General features: G+C 73.6%; 19 protein-coding genes. 7 read left to right on the forward strand and 12 right to left on the reverse strand.

Annotated features, from left to right (window positions below; genetic code table 11):
- On the forward strand, positions 1-936 hold a 936-nt coding region (locus CJZ86_RS13795), incomplete at its 5' end, for a YifB family Mg chelatase-like AAA ATPase (protein WP_143594165.1).
- A gap of 47 nt (positions 937-983) precedes the next feature.
- Here the strand turns inward: CJZ86_RS13795 and CJZ86_RS16835 are convergent.
- From CJZ86_RS16835 to def, 5 genes are all read right to left on the reverse strand, one after another.
- Positions 984-1,172 carry a hypothetical protein gene (locus tag CJZ86_RS16835; protein ID WP_143594166.1) on the reverse strand — a complete coding sequence of 63 codons (189 nt, stop codon included), beginning with the start codon at positions 1,170-1,172 and terminating at the stop codon, positions 984-986.
- 92 nt (positions 1,173-1,264) lie between these two features.
- Positions 1,265-1,435: a 30S ribosomal protein S21 gene (rpsU, locus tag CJZ86_RS13800; protein WP_006172073.1), complete on the reverse strand. Its 171-nt coding sequence runs from the start codon at positions 1,433-1,435 to the stop codon at positions 1,265-1,267.
- A gap of 61 nt (positions 1,436-1,496) precedes the next feature.
- Positions 1,497-2,369, reverse strand: a complete 873-nt coding sequence (locus tag CJZ86_RS13805) for a DUF3747 domain-containing protein (protein WP_233134028.1) — start codon at positions 2,367-2,369, stop codon at positions 1,497-1,499.
- 143 nt (positions 2,370-2,512) lie between these two features.
- Complete coding sequence (locus CJZ86_RS13810; protein WP_015109112.1) at positions 2,513-2,710, reverse strand: hypothetical protein; 198 nt, start codon at positions 2,708-2,710, stop codon at positions 2,513-2,515.
- A gap of 4 nt (positions 2,711-2,714) precedes the next feature.
- Positions 2,715-3,320 (reverse strand): peptide deformylase, encoded by a 606-nt coding sequence (gene def / locus CJZ86_RS13815; protein ID WP_015109113.1) that lies wholly within the window; start codon positions 3,318-3,320, stop codon positions 2,715-2,717.
- A gap of 85 nt (positions 3,321-3,405) precedes the next feature.
- Between def and CJZ86_RS13820 the strand changes: the two genes are divergently transcribed.
- Complete coding sequence (locus CJZ86_RS13820; RefSeq protein WP_094586761.1) at positions 3,406-5,289, forward strand: alpha/beta hydrolase family protein; 1,884 nt, start codon at positions 3,406-3,408, stop codon at positions 5,287-5,289.
- The gene (locus CJZ86_RS13825) at positions 5,286-6,710 is read left to right on the forward strand and encodes a sodium/glutamate symporter (RefSeq protein WP_094586763.1); all 1,425 of its coding nucleotides are present in this window, start codon (positions 5,286-5,288) and stop codon (positions 6,708-6,710) included. Before CJZ86_RS13820 ends, CJZ86_RS13825 begins: the two co-directional genes overlap by 4 nt.
- Before the next feature lie 25 nt (positions 6,711-6,735).
- On the opposite strand, the gene CJZ86_RS13830 is transcribed toward CJZ86_RS13825, so the two are convergent.
- Positions 6,736-8,802 (reverse strand): bifunctional aldolase/short-chain dehydrogenase, encoded by a 2,067-nt coding sequence (locus CJZ86_RS13830; RefSeq protein WP_094586766.1) that lies wholly within the window; start codon positions 8,800-8,802, stop codon positions 6,736-6,738.
- Positions 8,803-8,899: 97 nt separating this feature from the next.
- Between CJZ86_RS13830 and CJZ86_RS13835 the strand changes: the two genes are divergently transcribed.
- Together CJZ86_RS13835 and CJZ86_RS13840 are read left to right on the forward strand one after the other, a co-directional pair.
- On the forward strand, positions 8,900-9,328 hold the full coding sequence (locus CJZ86_RS13835) for a hypothetical protein (RefSeq protein ID WP_233134029.1): 429 nt from the start codon (positions 8,900-8,902) through the stop codon (positions 9,326-9,328).
- A gap of 11 nt (positions 9,329-9,339) precedes the next feature.
- Positions 9,340-10,332 (forward strand): zinc-binding alcohol dehydrogenase family protein, encoded by a 993-nt coding sequence (locus tag CJZ86_RS13840; protein ID WP_094586768.1) that lies wholly within the window; start codon positions 9,340-9,342, stop codon positions 10,330-10,332.
- On the opposite strand, the gene CJZ86_RS13845 is transcribed toward CJZ86_RS13840, so the two are convergent.
- Genes CJZ86_RS13845 through CJZ86_RS13855 form a run of 4 tightly spaced genes read right to left on the reverse strand, consistent with a single transcriptional unit; the run spans position 10,329 to position 13,699 of the window.
- Entirely contained in the window at positions 10,329-11,309 is a 981-nt protein-coding gene (locus CJZ86_RS13845) for a class I SAM-dependent methyltransferase (protein WP_094586770.1), read from the reverse strand. The two genes, CJZ86_RS13840 and CJZ86_RS13845, sit on opposite strands and share 4 nt — an antisense overlap.
- 21 nt (positions 11,310-11,330) lie before the next feature.
- Positions 11,331-12,434, reverse strand: coding sequence for a YeeE/YedE thiosulfate transporter family protein (locus tag CJZ86_RS13850; protein ID WP_158219575.1), 1,104 nt, complete (start codon positions 12,432-12,434; stop codon positions 11,331-11,333).
- A gap of 26 nt (positions 12,435-12,460) precedes the next feature.
- Positions 12,461-12,598, reverse strand: coding sequence for a hypothetical protein (locus CJZ86_RS17030; protein WP_216915242.1), 138 nt, complete (start codon positions 12,596-12,598; stop codon positions 12,461-12,463).
- Positions 12,599-12,634: 36 nt separating this feature from the next.
- Positions 12,635-13,699 (reverse strand): sulfurtransferase, encoded by a 1,065-nt coding sequence (locus CJZ86_RS13855; protein ID WP_094586774.1) that lies wholly within the window; start codon positions 13,697-13,699, stop codon positions 12,635-12,637.
- A 125-nt stretch (positions 13,700-13,824) separates the two neighbouring features.
- Here CJZ86_RS13855 and CJZ86_RS13860 point away from each other — a divergent pair, with 125 nt between their 5' ends.
- The gene (locus CJZ86_RS13860; protein WP_094586776.1) at positions 13,825-14,253 is read left to right on the forward strand and encodes a hypothetical protein; all 429 of its coding nucleotides are present in this window, start codon (positions 13,825-13,827) and stop codon (positions 14,251-14,253) included.
- 75 nt (positions 14,254-14,328) lie between these two features.
- Positions 14,329-14,697 carry a cytochrome c oxidase assembly factor Coa1 family protein gene (locus CJZ86_RS13865; RefSeq protein WP_158219577.1) on the forward strand — a complete coding sequence of 123 codons (369 nt, stop codon included), beginning with the start codon at positions 14,329-14,331 and terminating at the stop codon, positions 14,695-14,697.
- Between the two features lie 7 nt (positions 14,698-14,704).
- Here the strand turns inward: CJZ86_RS13865 and mtnA are convergent, their stop codons facing one another.
- Together mtnA and CJZ86_RS13875 are read right to left on the reverse strand one after the other, a co-directional pair.
- Positions 14,705-15,817: an S-methyl-5-thioribose-1-phosphate isomerase gene (mtnA, locus tag CJZ86_RS13870; RefSeq protein ID WP_094586780.1), complete on the reverse strand. Its 1,113-nt coding sequence runs from the start codon at positions 15,815-15,817 to the stop codon at positions 14,705-14,707.
- A gap of 13 nt (positions 15,818-15,830) precedes the next feature.
- On the reverse strand, positions 15,831-17,477 hold the full coding sequence (locus CJZ86_RS13875; RefSeq protein ID WP_094586782.1) for an amidase family protein: 1,647 nt from the start codon (positions 17,475-17,477) through the stop codon (positions 15,831-15,833).
- Positions 17,478-17,484: the final 7 nt, after the last annotated feature.

Here is a 17,484-nt window from a genome sequence, read left to right on the forward strand (position 1 = left end):
CGGGCCCTGGAGATCGCCGCCGCCGGCGGCCACCACCTGCTGCTGGTGGGGGCGCCCGGCAGCGGCAAGACCATGCTGGCCCGGCGGCTGCCGACGCTGCTGCCCCCGCTGGCGCACCAGGAGGCCCTCGAGGTCACCCAGCTCCACTCCCTGGCCGGGCTGCTTGGGGAGGGGGCCGGCCTGCGGCGCCAGCGCCCCTTCCGCAGCCCCCACCACGGCTGCTCCGCCGCCGCCCTGATCGGTGGCGGCGCCGTGCCCCGGCCGGGGGAGCTGAGCCTGGCCCACCACGGCGTCCTGTTCCTCGATGAGCTGGCGGAGTTCCGCCGGGAGGTGCTCGACCAGCTGCGCCAGCCCCTGGAGGAGGGCGAGCTGTGGATCAGCCGCGCCCGGCAGCGCTGCCGCTTCCCCAGCCGTGTGCTGCTGGTGGCGGCCACCAACCCCTGCCCCTGCGGCTGGTACGGCGACCCCAGCCAGAGCTGCCGCTGCGGTGAGGCCCAGCGGCGGCGGCACTGGGGACGCCTCTCCGGGCCCCTGCTCGACCGGATCGACCTGCAGGTGGTGATGCGCCGCCCGGAGGCCCGGGACCTGGGCGGGGCCTACCGGGAGGCCCCGCAGCAGGGGGCCCCTGGCGGCGAAGCCAGTGGTGTGGTGGCGCAACGGGTGGCGGCGGCGCGCCGGCGCATGGGCGAGCGCAACCCGCAGGGGGCGGCCAACGGCCAGCTGGATGGGCCCTCCCTGGCCGCCGTGGTGGATCCGGCGCCGGAGGCCCTGGCGCTGTGGGAGCGCGCCATCAACCAGCGGCGCCTGTCCGCCAGGGGGGCGGAGCGGGTGCTGCGGGTGGCCCGCACGATCGCCGATCTGGCCGGCGAGGAGCGGGTGGCCAGCGGCGCCATCGCCGAGGCCCTCAGCTACCGCTCCTTCGACCGGATTGACTGAGGGGCCGGATCAACGGAGTGAGTGGCTCGGCCGTGACGAAAGGACCCTCAGCGGCGCCGGCGTCGCTGGGGGCTGTCGCTGTAGGGCTGCACCCCGATCAGGGGGGGCCGGTGCTGGGCTTCCTCACCGGGGTTTCCCCAGGCGTGGTTGATGGTTTCGGCCAACCAGTGGCCGAAACGCTCAAGCGCTGAGGCAGACCGTGCGTGGCCTGCGGTGGAGGCGACCGGATGGCCCATGGACCCTGCTGCGATGGCCCCTCCAGCCTGGAGGCGGGCGGAGGCCAGGGCAACAGGTACAAGCACCTGAAACGGTGCTCCCGAGGCCAGGCTCAGCGGCGACGGCGGCGCTGCTGGGCCTTGCGCTTGTACTTCTCGGTGGGGGTTTCGTGGTGGCGCAGCCGCTTCAGATCGGCAAAGATGCCCGCCTTGGACACCTGGCGCTTGAAGCGGCGCAGGGCCGATTCGATGCCTTCGTTTTCGCCGACGGTGACCTGGGTCATGAAGTACTGCTGAGACGTTCGCAGCGTTGCACCCTAGCAAGCGGGGCTTCGGGCCCCCGCCTCAGAGCTTGGTGGCGGGGATGGCCGGCGGAGCCACGGGCTGCTGGGCGGCGGCGGGAGCCGGCTCCGTCGCGGGTGGGACGGCCGTGGGGCGGGTCGTCGAGGGCATCACCCGGCGCCCGGCGGCGGCGGGCCTGGTGCTGGGGACTGACGCGGCAGGCCGACTGGTCGGGGCGGCGGCGGCAGGTGTGGTGGGGGCAGGCGTGGCGGCGGCAGGCGCAGGCGTGGCGGCAGGGGCCGGCGTGCCCGTGGCGGCGGCGGGCTGGGCCGGCAGGGCGGGAGTGCTCGTGGCGGGCTGGGCGGCGGTGGCCGCCGTTCCCGGCCAGCTGTCGGCATAGACGTACAGGTGGCCGAGGTTGCGGCCGCCGAACTGGCGCCGCATCAGTCGCCAGCCGGGCTCCAGGTGGAGCTTGAGGAAGCCGGGCGCACTGCCCCGGGTGCGGGCCACCACCATCTCAGGGCCGGCCCCGGCCTTGGTGGGGAAGGCCAGCAGCAGCATGTCGCCACCGCTGCGGGTGACCATCAGCCGGTAGGAGGTGGCCAGGTCCTGGCCGCCCACCCGCACCGAGTAGCCGTTGGCGTCGATGTAGCGGTTGCAGATGCCGGTGAAGTCGAAGGTGGCCAGCAGGGGGTTCACCGGGGACGGCAGGCCCGCGCCCACCTCAAAGCAGGGGCGCACCGGCTTGAGCTGCTCGTAGATGTTGAGCTGGGCCTTCTCGCCCCGGGAGCCGATGGGGGCCGCCACCATCAGGAAATTCTGCTGGTCCACCTCGGCGGCGGCGAACAGGGCGGAAGCGCGGACCGGAGCGGGGCCCGCGGTGGCCAGGGTGGTCGCCAGCGCCGTCAAGGCCGCCAGGCCTGCGCGGGGAAGCACGGGGAGGGTCACGACGTTCATCGAAGCGGCCTGAATCGTATGAACGGCAACCACCGGAAACCAGCCCATGTGTCCCAATCGGCCGGCCGGTTGTCGGGCCGGCCGGGGGGTCGCAGCGGGGGCGCAGCGGGACCGCAGCGTGCTCAGGCGGGCTTGTTGATCCGGATCGCCACCAGCAGGGCCAGCACCGTGCCCGGCAGGCTGCCGGCCAGGATCCAGCGGGTGGCCTGCACGCCCAGATCGGGGTCGCCGTAGGAGAGCTCGAAGATCGAGCCGGTGGCGGCGATGCCGAGCAGGCAGGCCAGGCCCAGGAAGAGGCCGGCCAGGGGTTTCATCGGCATGGGATCAGCGGATCGACTGGACGTCGGAGCGGCGGAAGCCCTGCTGCTGCAGGCCCTCGTTGAGGCTGAGCTCGTCGGTGACCCGATCGACGAACAGCACGCCGTTGAGATGGTCCATCTCGTGCTGGATGCAGCGGGCCAGCAGGCCGTCGGCCTTGAGGCGGCGGGGGCGGCCCGTCTCGTCGCGGAAGCTCACCTCCACCACCGACGGACGCACCACATCGAGGTAGACCCCGGGGATGCTGAGGCAGCCCTCCTCGTAGGTGTTGAAGGAGGCCCCGGCGGCGGTGATCTCCGGGTTGATCAGCACCAGTGGCGGGGTGGCGGCCTCCTCCAGATCCAGGTCGATCACGAGCAGCTGGCGATGCACGCCCACCTGCGGCGCCGCCAGGCCGATGCCCTTGGCGGTGTACATGCTGCGCAGCATGTCGCGTGCCAGATCCCGGATCGAGGCATCCACCTTGCTGATGCGCCGGGCCGGGGCCCGCAGCTCCTTCGAGCCCAGCTTGTGAATCTCCAGCGGTGGCCGCTCTACCGGCACCTTCGGCACCAGCACGGAGTTGCCGCCCTGTTCGGCCGACCGTGCCATCTGGGCGAAGCTGCGGGCCAAGTCGTCACCTGAAACGATGGCTGGATTCTAGAAGCAGCCTGCGGAGGACTCGGTGGGGGCGCAGCCATGGCGGGACACGGAGCCCATGCCCGCCGAGCTGGCGGTCGGCCGGACGGCCGGTGTCGCCGAACCGCGGCTGGAGGGCGGGCGCCTGTTCTGGCTGGAGCAGCGACCCGAGGAGCGCGGCCGCACCACCCTGATGGGGCGAGGCGGGGCCGGAGACGCGGCCGTGGAGCTGACCCCGGGCACCTGGAACCTGCGCACCCGGGTGCATGAATACGGTGGCGGCGCCTATGCGGTGGCAGGCGATCAGGTCGTGTTCGTCGATGACGGCGACCGCTGCCTCTGGCAGCTCGACCTGGCCGGCCCCAAATCAACGACGGCCGCAGGCGCACCCCGGCGGCTCACCGCCCCGCCCGACCCGGAGCGGCCGCGGGCCTTCGCCGATGGCCTGATCGACCGGCGACGCCGGCGCTGGATCGGGGTGATGGAGCAGGACGGCCTCGACCGGCTGGTGGCCGTGCCCCTGGCGGGGGGTGAACCGGAGCTGCTGCACCAGCCGGCCGACTTCTGCGGCTACGCCGTGCTGGCCCCAGGCGGCGGCCACCTGGCCTGGGTGAGCTGGGAGCAGCCGTTCATGCCCTGGGAGCGCAGCCAGCTCTGGCTCGCCGCCATCGACGCCGAGGGACGGCTGGGCCAGGCCCGGCCCATCGCCGGCTCGGCGGCCGGGGATCCCCAGGGGATCTCGGTATTCCAGCCCCTCTGGCTCGACGACGGCTCCCTGGTGGTGGCCAACGACCGCAGCGGCTGGTGGAACCTGGAACGGCTGGCGGACGTGGCTGCCCTGGGGCCGGACACCCCGCCGCGATGGCAGCCGCTGTGTCCCATGGAGGCGGAGTTCGCCGCGCCGCAGTGGGTGTACGGCCTGCGCACCACGGCCTGGGACGGCACGCGGCTGCTGGCGGCGGTCTGCCGCCAGGGACGCTGGCAGCTGGGCCGGCTGGGCCTCGACGGCGGCCCCTGGGAGCCGATCCCCCTGCCCTTCAGCGACCTGGCGGCCCTGGGCGCCGAAGCGGGCCGACTGGTGACGGTGGCCGCCGCCCCCGCCATCGGCCCGGGGCTGCTGGAGCTGGACACGGCCAGCGGCAGCTGGCAGCACACGCCGGCCGCCCCGGCGCCGCTGGCTTCCGGGGCGATCAGCCTCCCCGAACCCCTCTGGTTCGAGGGCCACGGCGGGGCGCCCACCCAGGCCTGGTACTACCCGCCCCGGGGCGGCAGCCGCGCCGATGCCCCCCTGCTGGTGAAGGGCCACAGCGGCCCCACCGCCATGGCCGGCACGGGGCTCAACCTGACCATCCAGTTCTGGACCAGCCGCGGCTGGGGCGTGGTGGACGTCAACTACGGCGGCTCAACCGGCTTCGGGCGGGCCTACCGCGAGCGGCTCGACGGCCAGTGGGGCGTGGTGGACGTGGCCGACTGCGCCGCCGCCGCCAGGGCCGTGGTGGCGGCTGGCCGGGCCGACCCTGCCCGAGTGGCCTTCGAGGGCGGCAGTGCCGGGGGCTTCACGGTGCTGGCGGCCCTGTGCTTCACCGACGTGTTCACGGCGGGCGCCGTCCGCTACCCGGTGACCGATCCGCAGGCCCTGCTGGCCGTGGAGCATCGCTTCGAAGCCCGCTACACCGAGACCCTGATCGGCCCCTGGCCCGGGGCCCGGGCCCTCTACGAGGAGCGCTCGCCGCTGGGGCATGCGGAGCGGATCACGGCGCCGGTGGTGTTCTTCCATGGCCTCGACGACCGGGTGGTGCCGGCCAGTCAGAGTGAGCGGATGGTGGATGCCCTGCAACGACGCGGACTGGAGACGGAACTGCACCTGATTCCCGGGGAGGGCCACGGCTTCCGTGAGCGCGGTGTGCGCACCGCGGTGCTCGAGGCCACCGAAGCCTTCTTCCGCCGCCAGTTCCACCTGTGATCGCATCGCTGGTGCCGGGGGTGGTGGATCGGGTGGAGTGGCTGGCGCTGGCCCTGGCCGCCCTCACCGTGCTGCTGCTGATCGGCGCGGGCATCGGCGGGCTGCTGGGCATGAAGCGCTGGGGACTGCCGGAGGCCCTGCTGGCGGGCGGCCTGGGGCTGGTGGTGGCCCCGGCCGGGCTGCTGCCCCTGCTGCCCCAGCGGGTGATCGACCTCTGGGACCAGCTGCCCCTGCCCCTGCTCACCCTGGTGTTCGCCACCCTGCTGCTGGGCAAGCCGCTGCCGAAGCTGGGGGGCCTGTGGCGCCCGCTCTCGGCCCAGGTGCTGCTGGCCCTCACCCTGGCCTTCGGCCAGTTCCTGGTGGCGGGGCTGGCGGTGCTGCTGGTGCTGCAGCCCTGGCTGGGGGTGAGCCCGGTGATGGCCTGCCTGATCGAGGTGGCCTATGAGGGTGGCCACGGCTCGGCCGCCGCCATGGGGCCCACCTATGAGCGGCTGGGGCTGGAGGGGGCCCAGGCCCTAGGGCTGGCCATGGCCACCGTCGGGCTGCTGGTGTCCACGGTGGTGGGCGGCCTGCTGGTGGTGCTGGCCCGGGCCCGGGGCTGGCTGATGTTCCCCGACGCGCTACCGATCGAGGAAGCGATGGCGATCGTCGAAGGGGAGACCCCGCCGCTGCAGGAGGTGCCCATGGATCTGCCCCTGGAGGCGGGCACCGTGGAGGTGCCGGCCCTGTGGCGGCAGCTGGCCGACTGGGCCGTGAACCTGGGCCTGGCGGGGGTGGCGGTGCTGTTCGGCTGCGGGGCGCTGGCGGCCCTGCGGTTCGTTGCCGACGCCAGCGGCGGGGTCTTCGCCCTGGTGATCGATGCCCTGCCCGTGTTCCCCCTGGCCCTGGTGGGCTCCCTGCTGGTGCGCCTGATCCTGGAGAAGAGCGGCCAGACCCAGTGGGTCTCCACAGCCATCCAGGGGCGGACCGGCACCCTTTCGGCCGATCTGCTGATCACCGCCGCCACCGCCTGCCTGGACCTGAGCCTGCTGGCCCACGACTGGATTCCCCTGACGGTGCTGGCGGTGGTGGGCCTGCTCTGGAACCTGGGGGTGATCCTGCTGCTGGCACCGCGGATCCTGCCGAGCGACTGGTTCGAGCGGGCGATCATCGAATTCGGCCAGGCCACCGGGGTGGCCGCCAGCGGCCTGCTGCTGCTGCGCATGGCCGACCCGGGCGACCGCAGCCAGGCGGTGACGGCGTTCTCAATCAAGCAGCTGCTGCTGCAGCCCCTGCTGGCCGGGGGCGTGATCACCGTGGTGGCGCCGCTGGTGGTGGATGGCTGGGGCCTGCCGGCCTGGACCGGCCTCTGCCTCGGCCTGGTGGTGCTCTGGAGCGGGCTGGGCCTGTGGCTGGCGGCGCGCGCCCGGGCGGCCGCCTAGCGAACCGTCGCGCCGATAGGCGCGCTCATCTCACCATGGCCGCCACGTTGCCGCCATCGACGGTGAGCACGGCGCCGGTGGTGCGCTCCATGCGGGCCAGGGCCACAAAGGCGTCGGCCACATCGCTGGCGCGCACCTCGGCCCCCAGCAGGTTGCCGGCCATGTAGAGCTCCTCGCTGAGGCCGCGGGCGGCGGAGCGCTCCTTGATCATCGTGTCGTCGAGCAGGCCGGAGCGGATGCGGTCGGCATTGATGGCGTTCACCCGCACGGCCGCCTCGCCCTCCTCGAGGGCGTACTGGCGCACCAGGGCCAGCAGGGCCGCTTTGCTGATGCCGTAGGCGCCGAAGTTGGGGCCGGGGTTGAGGGCCTGCTTGCTGACGTTGAACAGCAGCTGGCCCCCCAGCACCGGGCGGCCGCCGCCCTCGGGGCGGTCCTGGGCGCGGAACACCGCCAGGGCCGCCTGGGCCACGTTCTGGTGGGCGAAGAAGTTGAGCTCGAAGCTGGCCCGCAGGTCGGCGTCGGCCAGGGTGGCCATCGGACCGGTCCAGGCGGCACCGGCATTGCTCACGACGATGTCCAGCCCGCCGAAGTGGGCCGCCACCGCCGCGACGGCGGCCTGCACCGCCGCCGGGTCGGTGACATCGCAGGCTGCACCGAGGGCCCGCTTGCCGCAGGAGGCCGCCACCGCTTCGGCCGCCTCCCGGTCGAGATCGAGCACGGCCACCTCGGCTCCGGCGGCGGCGAAGGCCCGGGCGGTGGCGGCACCGATGGCGCCGGCGCCGCCGGTGACCAGCACCACCTGGCGGGCCAGGGGCTTCTCGGCCGCCTTGCCGAGCTTGGCCTGCTCCAGGCTCCAGTACTCCATGGCGAAGGTGTCGGCCTCGCCCACGGGCGCGAAGCGGCCGATGGCCTCGGCCGCCAGCAGGGTCTGGGCCCAGGCCTCGGCGATGTCGGCCACGGTGGCCGCCTCGGCGGCCGACTTGCCGATGCCCACCAGCCCCAGGCCGGGGATCGCCGCCACCCGCGGCAGGGGATCGAGCGCCTTCTTCACGCCCCCGGCGGCGGCGTTCTGGCGCTGGAAGTAGGCGCGGTAGTCGGCCCCGTAGGACTCCAGGGCCTGCTCCAGGGCCTTGCCCCAGGCGGCCAGGGCCGGGCCATCGCCGCCGGGTGGCAGGGGCGGCAGCACCAGGGGCCGGGCCTTGGTGCGGATGACGTGGTCGGGGGTGGCGACGCCCCGACCGGCCCACTCCGGCAGCCGGGCGTCATCGCTGATGGCGCGGGCCAGGGGGGTGTCGCGCAGCGCCAGGATCCAGTGGGGACGGACGCCGGCGGCGGCCGCAGGGGCGGGGCGCTCCGGCACGGCCACGGCATGGAGCGAGCGCTCGCCCCGGGCCAGGCGCTCCTCGGCCCGCCGCACCAGGTCGATCATCCGGTCGTAGCTCTGCTCGGCCGTCGCTCCGAAGGAGAACAGTCCGTGCTGCAGCAACACCATGCCCTCCGGTTCGCTGCCACCGGCCGCCGCGGCCTCATAGGCCAGGGCCGCCGCCTTGGCCAGGGCGAAACCGGGCATCACGTAGGGCACCAGGGCCACCCGATCGCCGTAGACCTCGCGGCACACCTCGGCCGCATCGGGCTGGTCGGCCAGGGCCAGCAGGGCGATCGAGTGGGTGTGGTCGACGAAGGTGTGGGGCAGGAAGGCATGCAACAGCGCCTCCACCGAGGGGTTGGGGGCGGCCGGATCGATCAGGTTCTGGCGCTGGGCCGCCACCATCGCCTCGTCGCTGAGGGACTCCAGGACCCGCAGGGCCTGCAGGGGCTCCAGTCGCACCGCCGGATGGCCGGGCGGCTCGATCGTGCCCAGGTCCCAGCCCGATCCCTTGACGCACAGCACCCGGATCGGCTCGCCCAGCAGCCCGTGCACGGTGGTCTTCACCGAGGTGTTCCCGCCGCCGTGCAGCACCAGCTCGGGGTCGGCCCCCAGCAGCCGGGCCGAGTAGGTGCGCAGGGCCAGGTCTTCGTTCACACCCTGCGCGCCGTAGCGGGCGATCGCTTCCTTGGCGGCGGCATCCGACCAGCGATGTTGCACGGCCATGGGGCGAAACGGGGACTCTGGGGGGAGACTACGGGGAGCGATCCTCCAGGGGCTGCCCGTGTCCATCCGCTGCCGCCGCCGCTGCCGCCGCGAGGTCTTGAAGCCGTGGGCCGGCGGCGCCTTGCTGCCCCTGATGCTGGCCATTGGGGTGACGGTGGGGGTCGGGGTGGCGGCCCCCGCCCTGGCCGAGCAGCCGGTGCCCCCCCAGATCCCCCGCGACGGCTGGAAGGACTGCGAGTACAACGACAAGCCCCTGGCCTGCGTCGATGAGCAGATCCCCGGCGGCCTGAAGATCCGCTGGAAGGACGGCCAGTCGATGACCTACCGGGCGGTGTCCGCCAAGGGCAAGGACCCCAGCGGCAGCGACCTGCTGCGCGACCGGCTGGGGGGGATCTGGCGCCGGGAGCTCTACGTCCAGGGCAACATCACCCTCACCAACGAGGCCAACGGCAACCGGATCTTCGTGCCGCTGCGCTTCCCCTGCAAACCGCCCCTGAAGGGGGAGGTGGGCTACTGCCGCTACTGAGCCCGGCCGCCATGAGAGCGATTCTCGCCACCCCTGCCCTGGTGGACACCGAGTTGCCGGAGCCCGTCCCCGGCCCCCACGACCTGCTGGTGCGGATCGAGGCTGTGGCGGTGAACCCGATCGACACCAAGCTGCGGGCCGCCGTGGGCGACGGGGATCCTCCCCGGCAGCTGGGCTGGGACGCCGCCGGGGTGGTGGCGGCGACCGGGGAGGGGGTGGGCCGCTTCCGGGTGGGGGATGCGGTGATGTTCGCCGGCGATGCGGGACGGGCCGGCTGCAACGCCGAGGCCGTGCTGGTGGACGAGCGGCTGGTGGGCCGCAGACCGTCCCGGCTCTCCTGGGCCGAGGCGGCCAGCGTGCCGCTGACGGGGCTGACGGCGTGGGAGGCCCTGTTCGAGCGGCTCGACCTTGATCCAGCCGGTGGCACTGGGCGGGGCCGCAGCCTGCTGATCCTCGGCGGCGCCGGCGGGGTGGGCTCGATCGCCATCCCGCTGGCCCGACGGGCCGGGGCGGTGGTGATCGCCAGCGCCTCGCGGCCGGAGAGCGCCACCTGGGTGCGGGAGCTGGGGGCCGACCACGTCGTCGACCACCACCGGCCCCTGGCCCCCCAGCTGGCTGCCCTGGGCTACGAGGCGGTGGACCGGATCGCCAACTTCAGCGACACCGACGCCTACTGGGAGGTGATGGCCGAGCTCATCGCCCCGCTGGGCTCGATCGTGGCGATCGTGGGCAACCGCCAGCCCCTCGACCTCAACCGGCTCAAGGCCAAGAGCGTGACCTTCGCCTGGGAGTTCATGTTCAGCCGCTCCCAGTTCCAGACCGCCGACATGGGGCGGCAGGGGGAAATCCTCGACCGGATCGCCGAGCTGTTCGAGGCCGGCGAGCTGCACCCCACCCTGGGCCGCACCCTGAGCCCCATCAACGCCGCCAACCTGGAGATCGCCCACGCCCAGCTGGCCTCCGGCCGCACGATCGGCAAGATCGCCCTGGTGGGCTGGGACTAGGCCAGCCGCGCCACCAGCACCCGGTGGCGGGGGTCGCAGGCCTGGCGGCGCACGTCGCGGGAGCCGGCCTGCTCCAGGGTCCTGGGCAGATCGAGGCTGAAGTAGTCGGCCAGGTAGGGCTCGGTGCTCTTGAGCAGGGTGGCGATCGGCGCCGGCAGGCGGCGGATCACATCTGAATCGGGGTCCTGATCCACCAGGGCCACCACCCCGCCGGGCCGCAGGAGGCGGGCCGCCTCCCGCAGCACCGCCCGGGTGGCCTCCATGGGCAGCTCATGGCACACGAACTGGAGGGTGATCAGGTCGACGCTGGCCGCGGGCAGGCCCGTGGCTTCGGCGGCGGCGTGGTGCCAGCGGCGGATACGCCCCCCGGAGTCGCGGACCCTGGCCACCGCCAGCATCTGGGGGGAGAGGTCGAGGCCGTCGACGGCGACGCCTGTGCCCTCACGCCGCTCCAGCCAGTCCTTGAGGGCCAGGGTGCCGACGCCCACCGAGCAGCCGATGTCGAGGGCGTTGCGCACCGGGCCGGTGAGGCTGGGCTCGATCGCGGCGAAGATCGCGTCCCTCAACCGCCGCTGGGCGTCCTGGGGCTCCAGGGTTTCCCCCGGCCACACCCGCAGGGCCATGGCATCGGTGGCCTGCTCCGCCTCACCGGCCGCCTGCCAGCAGAGGTTGCCTTCCTGGTAGGCGTGGAAGCGGGCCCGGTAGTAGGCCGGCGTGGCGGTGGCCGCATCGGTGCTGCTGGCCAGCAGCGGCTCGGCCTGGCGCACCAGCTCCTCGCGCCGGGCCCGCCAGGCGATGCCGCGACGCTCGGCGGTGCGGATGATCAGCTGGCGGGCCTGCAGGAACAGCAGCCGCCGCAGGGGCTCGACCGCCAGCAGCCGGTCGATCAGCCAGCCGAGGGGATGGCGCGAGGCCACCCAGTTGGGGGGCGGTGCGGCGGCGGTCAGGGCCGGAGCGGAGGGCTGGGCCTGGGCCATGGACGGCGAAGGGGCGGCGAGTCAGTCTGACGGGGCTGCGGGGCCCGGCGCCGGGCGCAACCGCAGCGAGGCGGCGAAGCCCGCCAGGGCCACCGCCAGCCAGATCCAGCCGTGCAGGCTGAAGCTCATCACCCCGCCCAGGAAGGCATTGACGTTGCACCCCGAGGCCAGCACCCCGCCGTAGCCCATCAGCAGGCCGCCGAAGCCACGCCGGGCCAGGTCCGGCAGGGGCTCGGAGCGCTCACCGCGCCAGCGGAAACGGCCCTCGGCCAGGGCGGTGGCGACGGCGCCGTAGAGCAGGCCCAGATCGACGAGCACGGACTCGTTGAACAGCCAGGCGTCCGGCCCCGCCAGCAGGGCCTGGCCCCGGGGACTCCCCCAGAACAGGCTGCTGCCTGGATCCCAGCCCAGGGCCTGGGCGGCGTGGGCGCCACTGAGGGCCAGGCCCCAGAGCACCTTCCAGGGCTCGGCCGTCACCAGCAGCAGGCCCGTGGCCAGCAGGGCGACGGCGATGGCGCCGCCGTAAAGCCGGCGGCTGGGGGAGCGCCACGGCACCTGTCCGCTCCAGCGCGTCAGCAGCACGGCGATCAGGACGATGAAAGCGAGCTGCAGGGTCAGGGCGCCCAGCAGACCGAACAGCTCAAGACCGACCGGGGACGGCAGGCGCGGCAGGGGCAGGGCCGCCAGCTGCGGGGCGTGCAGGGTGCCGAGGAAGGCGCCGACGATCAGGCCGATCAGGGCGGCCAGCACGCCGCCGCCGCCGCGGGAGGCGGCCGCCAGGGTGCCGCAGCCGCAGGCCCGGGCCCGCTCCATGCCGATGCCGAACAGAAAGGCCCCGGCCAGGAAGGGCAAGGAGAGGGGGGTGGCCAGCAGCTTCGGCTGCAGGCCCGTGAGGGGCTCGGCGGTGAGCACCAGGGCCATGGCGATCACCAACAGCGCCGCCAGAAGCAGCTGGGCGAAGACCGGGTGGGGATCCCGCCGCTGGATCAGCCGGCGATAGCCGGAGGCGAAACCGAAGCCGGAGCGGACCAGGACGTGGCCGAGGCCGCAGCCCAGACCCCAGACCAGGGCCGAGGCAGGCTGCCGGGCCGCCAGGGCGGCGGCCACCGCCACGGCGAGGGCCACGGCGAGTGCGGCAGATGGGAAGCGCCTCAACGCTTCTTGGCTTTGGCTTGGGATGGGGACTCGCTGCCGGTGTCACAGGCGAGGGCTGCGGCAGGTGGGAGCAGCAGCACCAGCAGCACGCCGGCCAGGGGGAAGAGCCGGGTGGCCTGGCGAAGGAGGGGCATGGACATGGAGAAACGGGGTGGAACTGGAGGGGGGGATCAGCGGCTGCTCACCAGGGCCGGGCTGCCTTCCGGCCCAACGGCGATCGGCAAATTGGAGGCACTGTATTCGGTCCAGGAGCCCTCATAGATCCGCACGTTGGGGTACTTGAGGAGGTGCCGGAGGGTGAGGAACTGGAGGCTGGCCTCCCGGCCGGTGCTGCAGGAAATGATGATTTCCTTGTCGGGGGTGATACCGCGGCTGACAAGCAGGGCCCGGATCTCTTCGAGGGACTTCAGCTTGTGGGCGTTCTTCTTGGCTTCATCGGCGTTGTTCGCTTCGGTGAACGCCTGCCAGGGGATGTTCCTGGCCCCGGGGATGTGGCCGTTGCGGATGAAGGTCTGGTCGGTGCCCTCGAACTGGGCCTTGGGACGCGGGTCGATGATCACCACGTCCTTGCGGCCGATCCGGGGCTCCAGCTCCTTGAGGGTGATGGCCAGTCCCTTGACCGTGGTGGGCCGGAAGCTGCCGGCCTGGAAGGTGGGGAACGCCTTGGTGGTGCTCTGGCCGGCCGCCTTGTAGCCGCTGAGGCCGCCATCGACGATCGCGACCTGACGCACGCCGCTCTTCTCGAGGATGTAGGAGACGAGGGCGGTGCCGAGCACGTCGTTGCCGTCGGAATAGACGAGCACCGAATCCCGGTTGGAGATGCCCGCCTCGCTCAGGAGGCTGGCGAGCTTGGTGGGACCCCAGATCTGGAAGGGCAGGCGGCCGTTGGGGCCACGGAAGGCCTGCTCGGAGAGGTGCACGGCGCCGGGCACGTGGCCACCGATGTAGGAGAGCGGCGGCACCGGGCGAACATCCAGCACCTTCCAGCGGCCCGAGCGGGCGGCGTCGGCCGCCTGCTCGGGGGAGAACACCTGGAAGCTCGTGCCCCCCGCGGCCAGGGTCGCGACACCGGCGCTGGCCTGGGCGGGAGCGGCGGCCTGGGCCTGGGTGGCGGGGGTGCTGCCGATGCCCAGCGTGGTGGCGGTGGTGATGGCGGCGGCGGCACCGAGCGCGGCGGACACCAGCAGACGCCGGGAGAGGCGGAGCCTGGAGAGGCGGACCCTGGAGAACGTCATTGAACACAAAGGTGATCGATGAACCGATCTTAGAAGATCGGTGGACGTCTCTGGTTGTGCGGATAGCAACAGTGGGGCGCTCCTGGTATTCCGGGTTACCTTTCCTTCCATCCCGCCACCGAACCATGCCCTGGCGTCCCCGCCTGCTGGCCCTCTCCACCTCCCTGCTGGTGGGGGCCGGCGCCCTGGTCGGCGGGGCCGCCCTTGCCACCCCGGCCGGATCGCTGCTCAAGGGCCTGGCGCTGCCGCTGCCCAAGCCGGCGGCCAGCCTGTTCGCGGCCAACGCCATCGGCCAGACCAGCCTCAACACCCAGCTGCCCGGCAAGCCGGACGAGCTGCTCGCCAAGGTGAAGGCGTCCCTGGCCAAGCAGGGCTACAGCGAGCGCAAGATCAACACCGTGGTGGGCCCGTGGGGCTTCAACCTGGTGCTCGATCCCCCGGCGGGCACCAAGGTGGACGGCACCGCCGACGGCAAGGCCGCCGCCCTGGTGCTGCAGGCCACCGCCATCGGCCCCAACCAGCTCAACCTCAACGTCCGCTTCGAAGGGCTCTGAGGGGTCACGGACCCGAGTCACCCCACGGACAGCACCCCGGCCCCCAGCTGGTGGGCCCGCCACTGGAAGTGGCTGGTGCCGGCCGGCTGCCTCACCGGGCTGGTGGGCGTGGCGGGCTTCATCGCCCTGATCGTCAGCCTCGTGTTCGGGCTGCTCAAGTCGACCACGCCCTACAAGGAGGCTCTGGCGAAGGCCCAGCGGGATCCGGTGGTGATCGGCCGGCTGGGCACGCCGATCCAGGGGGGCTTCCTCGTCTCGGGCAAAGTCAGCCTCTCCGGCGGCACGGGCGAAGCCCAGCTGGCCATTCCCCTGCAGGGGTCCAGGGGCAGCGGCACCCTCTACGTGGAGGCCCGCCAGAAGTCCGGCACCTGGACCTACTCCACCCTGACGGTCCGCCCGGATGGGCCCGGCGAAGCCATCAGCCTGCTGCGCCCTTCGCTCTGAAGCCGGCTCAGCCCGCGGCCACCGGGGCGGCGTAGAGGGCCTGGAGGCCCGCCTCGCTGGCCGGTGCCACGCCCCGCTCGGTGATCAGGGCCGTCACCAGCCGGGCGGGGGTGACATCAAAGGCGGGGTTGAAGCCCTCGCTGCCATCGGGCACCAGCTGCACGCTGGTGGGCTCCCCTGCCGCGGGCTTGCCGGCGATGCGGGTCACCTCCAGGGGGGAGCGGGCCTCGATCGGGATCTCCTTCACCCCGTCGCCGATCGACCAGTCGATGGTGGAGGCGGGCAGGGCCACGTAGAAGGGCACGCCGTTGTCGTGGGCGGCCAGGGCCTTGAGGTAGGTGCCGATCTTGTTGCAGACATCGCCCGTGCGGGTGGTGCGGTCGGTGCCGACGATCACCGCATCCACCTGACCGTGCTGCATCAGGTGCCCGCCGGCGTTGTCGACGATCACGGTGTGGGGCACCCCTTCGCGGCCCAGCTCGAAGGCCGTCAGGCTGGCCCCCTGGTTGCGGGGGCGGGTCTCATCGACCCAGACGTGGATCGGCAGGCCGGAGCGGTGCGCCTTGTAGATCGGCGCCAGGGCCGTGCCCCAGTCGACCGTCGCCAGCCAGCCGGCATTGCAGTGGGTGAGCACGTTCAGGGGCTGGCCGCGGCGCTCCTCGGGGCGCCGGGCGGCGATCTCCTGGAAGAGGCGCAGGCCGTGGTCGCCGATCGCCTCGCACATGGCCACGTCCTCCTCGGCGATGGCGGCCGCCTCGGCCCTGGCCGCCTCGGCACGCTGCTCCGGTGCCAGGGGCAGCACGGCGGCCCGCACCCGCTCCAGGGCCCAGCGCAGGTTGATGGCGGTGGGGCGGGTGGCGTCGAGGCGCTCGAAGGCCGCGGCCAGGGAGGCGTCGGAGGGATCGGCCTCCAGGGCCAGCATCAGCCCGTAGGCCCCGGTGACGCCGATCAGGGGAGCCCCCCGCACCACCATGGTGACGATCGCCTCGGCCGCCTCCTCGACAGTGGTGAGCGAGCGGGTCACGAACCGGTGCGGCAGCAGGGTCTGGTCGATGACACCGACCGAGCGGCCGCCCTCCTCCAGCCAGATGGTGCGCCAGGGCCTGCCGTCGATGTTCATCGGAAAGGGGGAGTCATGGGGACGCAGGGGCCGTGGGCGCCGGTTTTGATTTTCCGCCATCACCGGGCCGGCCCAGAAGGTCGTCGGTGAGGCGGCGGAAGCGGGCGGGCTCGAGATCCCCGAGGGCCTCGCCGCGGCGGCTGCGCCAGGCGTTCCAGCCCAGCAGCGGCACCAGCCGGTTGTGGGCGGCCAGATCCAGGGGGGACGCCAGGGGGACCACGGGTCGGGGGGCCGGCAGCGGCCCGCGGCGGGCCTCCAGCAGGGCGGCGATGGCGACGAGGTCCTCGTCCCGGCCGCTGGCGCCGAGGATCTCCAGGCCCACGGGCAGGCCGCGGCCATCGACGGCCACCGGCAGGGCCACCGCCGGCAGGCCGCTGGTGCTGCTCACCATGCAGCTGATGACGGGCGAGGGCTCGCGCTGGGCGCCGCCGCGCCGATCCGGCAGCAGCAGCAGGCCATCGAGGCGCTGGGCCGCCAGAGCCTGCTCCAGTCGGTGGCGGTTGGCGGCCATCCGCCGGCGCGCCCGCGCCTCCGCCGCCGGATCGCTGGCCATCAGGTCGCGGCATTCGGCCGGGGTCCATTCCGGGGGCAGGCGGCCGGAGCCGCAGATGTCGTCCCAGCTGCGCCGGCTGCCGGGGTAGCGGGCCAGCTGGGCATCGATGCGGCGCCCCGACCCTTTCACGAAATCCGAACCCAGCCGGGTGTCGAGCCCCGGCACCACCAGCGCCTCGACCACCTCCGCTCCGGCCGCCCGCAGCAGCTCCACCGCCTGGCGCAGGGCCGCCGCCGCCGCCTCGGTGGTGGGCGCCAGGTCCTTGTCACCGGCCCTGGCCAGCACCGCCAGCCGCCGGCCGCGCAGATCCGGCGGGGACGCCGCCTGCTCGGGCCGCCAGCTGGGATCGAGCACCGCCAGGCCCCGGGCCAGCAGGCCCATGTCGCGGGCGATCAGCCCCGGCGTGCCGTTGACGAAACCCAGTGGCAGCAGGCCGGCGCTGGAGAAGCGCCCCTGGGTGGGCCGCAGGGTCACGGCGCCGTTGTAGACGGCCGGCAGGCGCAGGGAGCCGCAGTTGTCGCTGCCGAGGGCCAGGGGCACGAAGCCGGCCGCGACGGCCACGGCGGATCCGGAGGAGGAGCCCCCCGGACTGAGCCAGGGGTCATAGGCGTTGCCGACCCGGCCCGCCGCCCCCGACAGCCCGCGGATGCCGAAGGCGAACTCGTCCATGGTGGTGGTGCCCACCACGATCGCCCCGGCGGCCCGCAGCCGGCCCACCGCCTCGGCGTCGGCCGCGGGCTGGTTGCCCAGCAGGGCCAGGGAGCCGGCCGCCATCGGCTGGTCGGCGGTGGCGAAGTTGTCCTTCACCGCCAGCGGCAGGCAGTCGAGGGCACCGGCGGGGGCGCCCGCCGCCCGGGCGCGGTCGTGGGCGGCGGCCTGCTCGAGGGCGTAGGGGTTGAGCTGCTGGAAGGCGTTGAGGGGCGGCCCGGAGCCGGTGGCCAGGTTGCGGGACAGGATCTCCACCTGCACCGCCCGGATCCGGGCCTCGCAGGTGGACGCCGGGCCCGCCGCAGCAACCGGAACCGCCAGCGCCCCCAGCACCAGGGCCAGCCCGGCGCCGAGCGATGCCGTGGCCATGCCGGACCGGGGGCGTTGCAGCAGGTCCATGGCGCCG

Source organism: Synechococcus sp. BO 8801, from assembly GCF_002252675.1.
Classification (GTDB): Bacteria; Cyanobacteriota; Cyanobacteriia; order PCC-6307; family Cyanobiaceae; genus Cyanobium.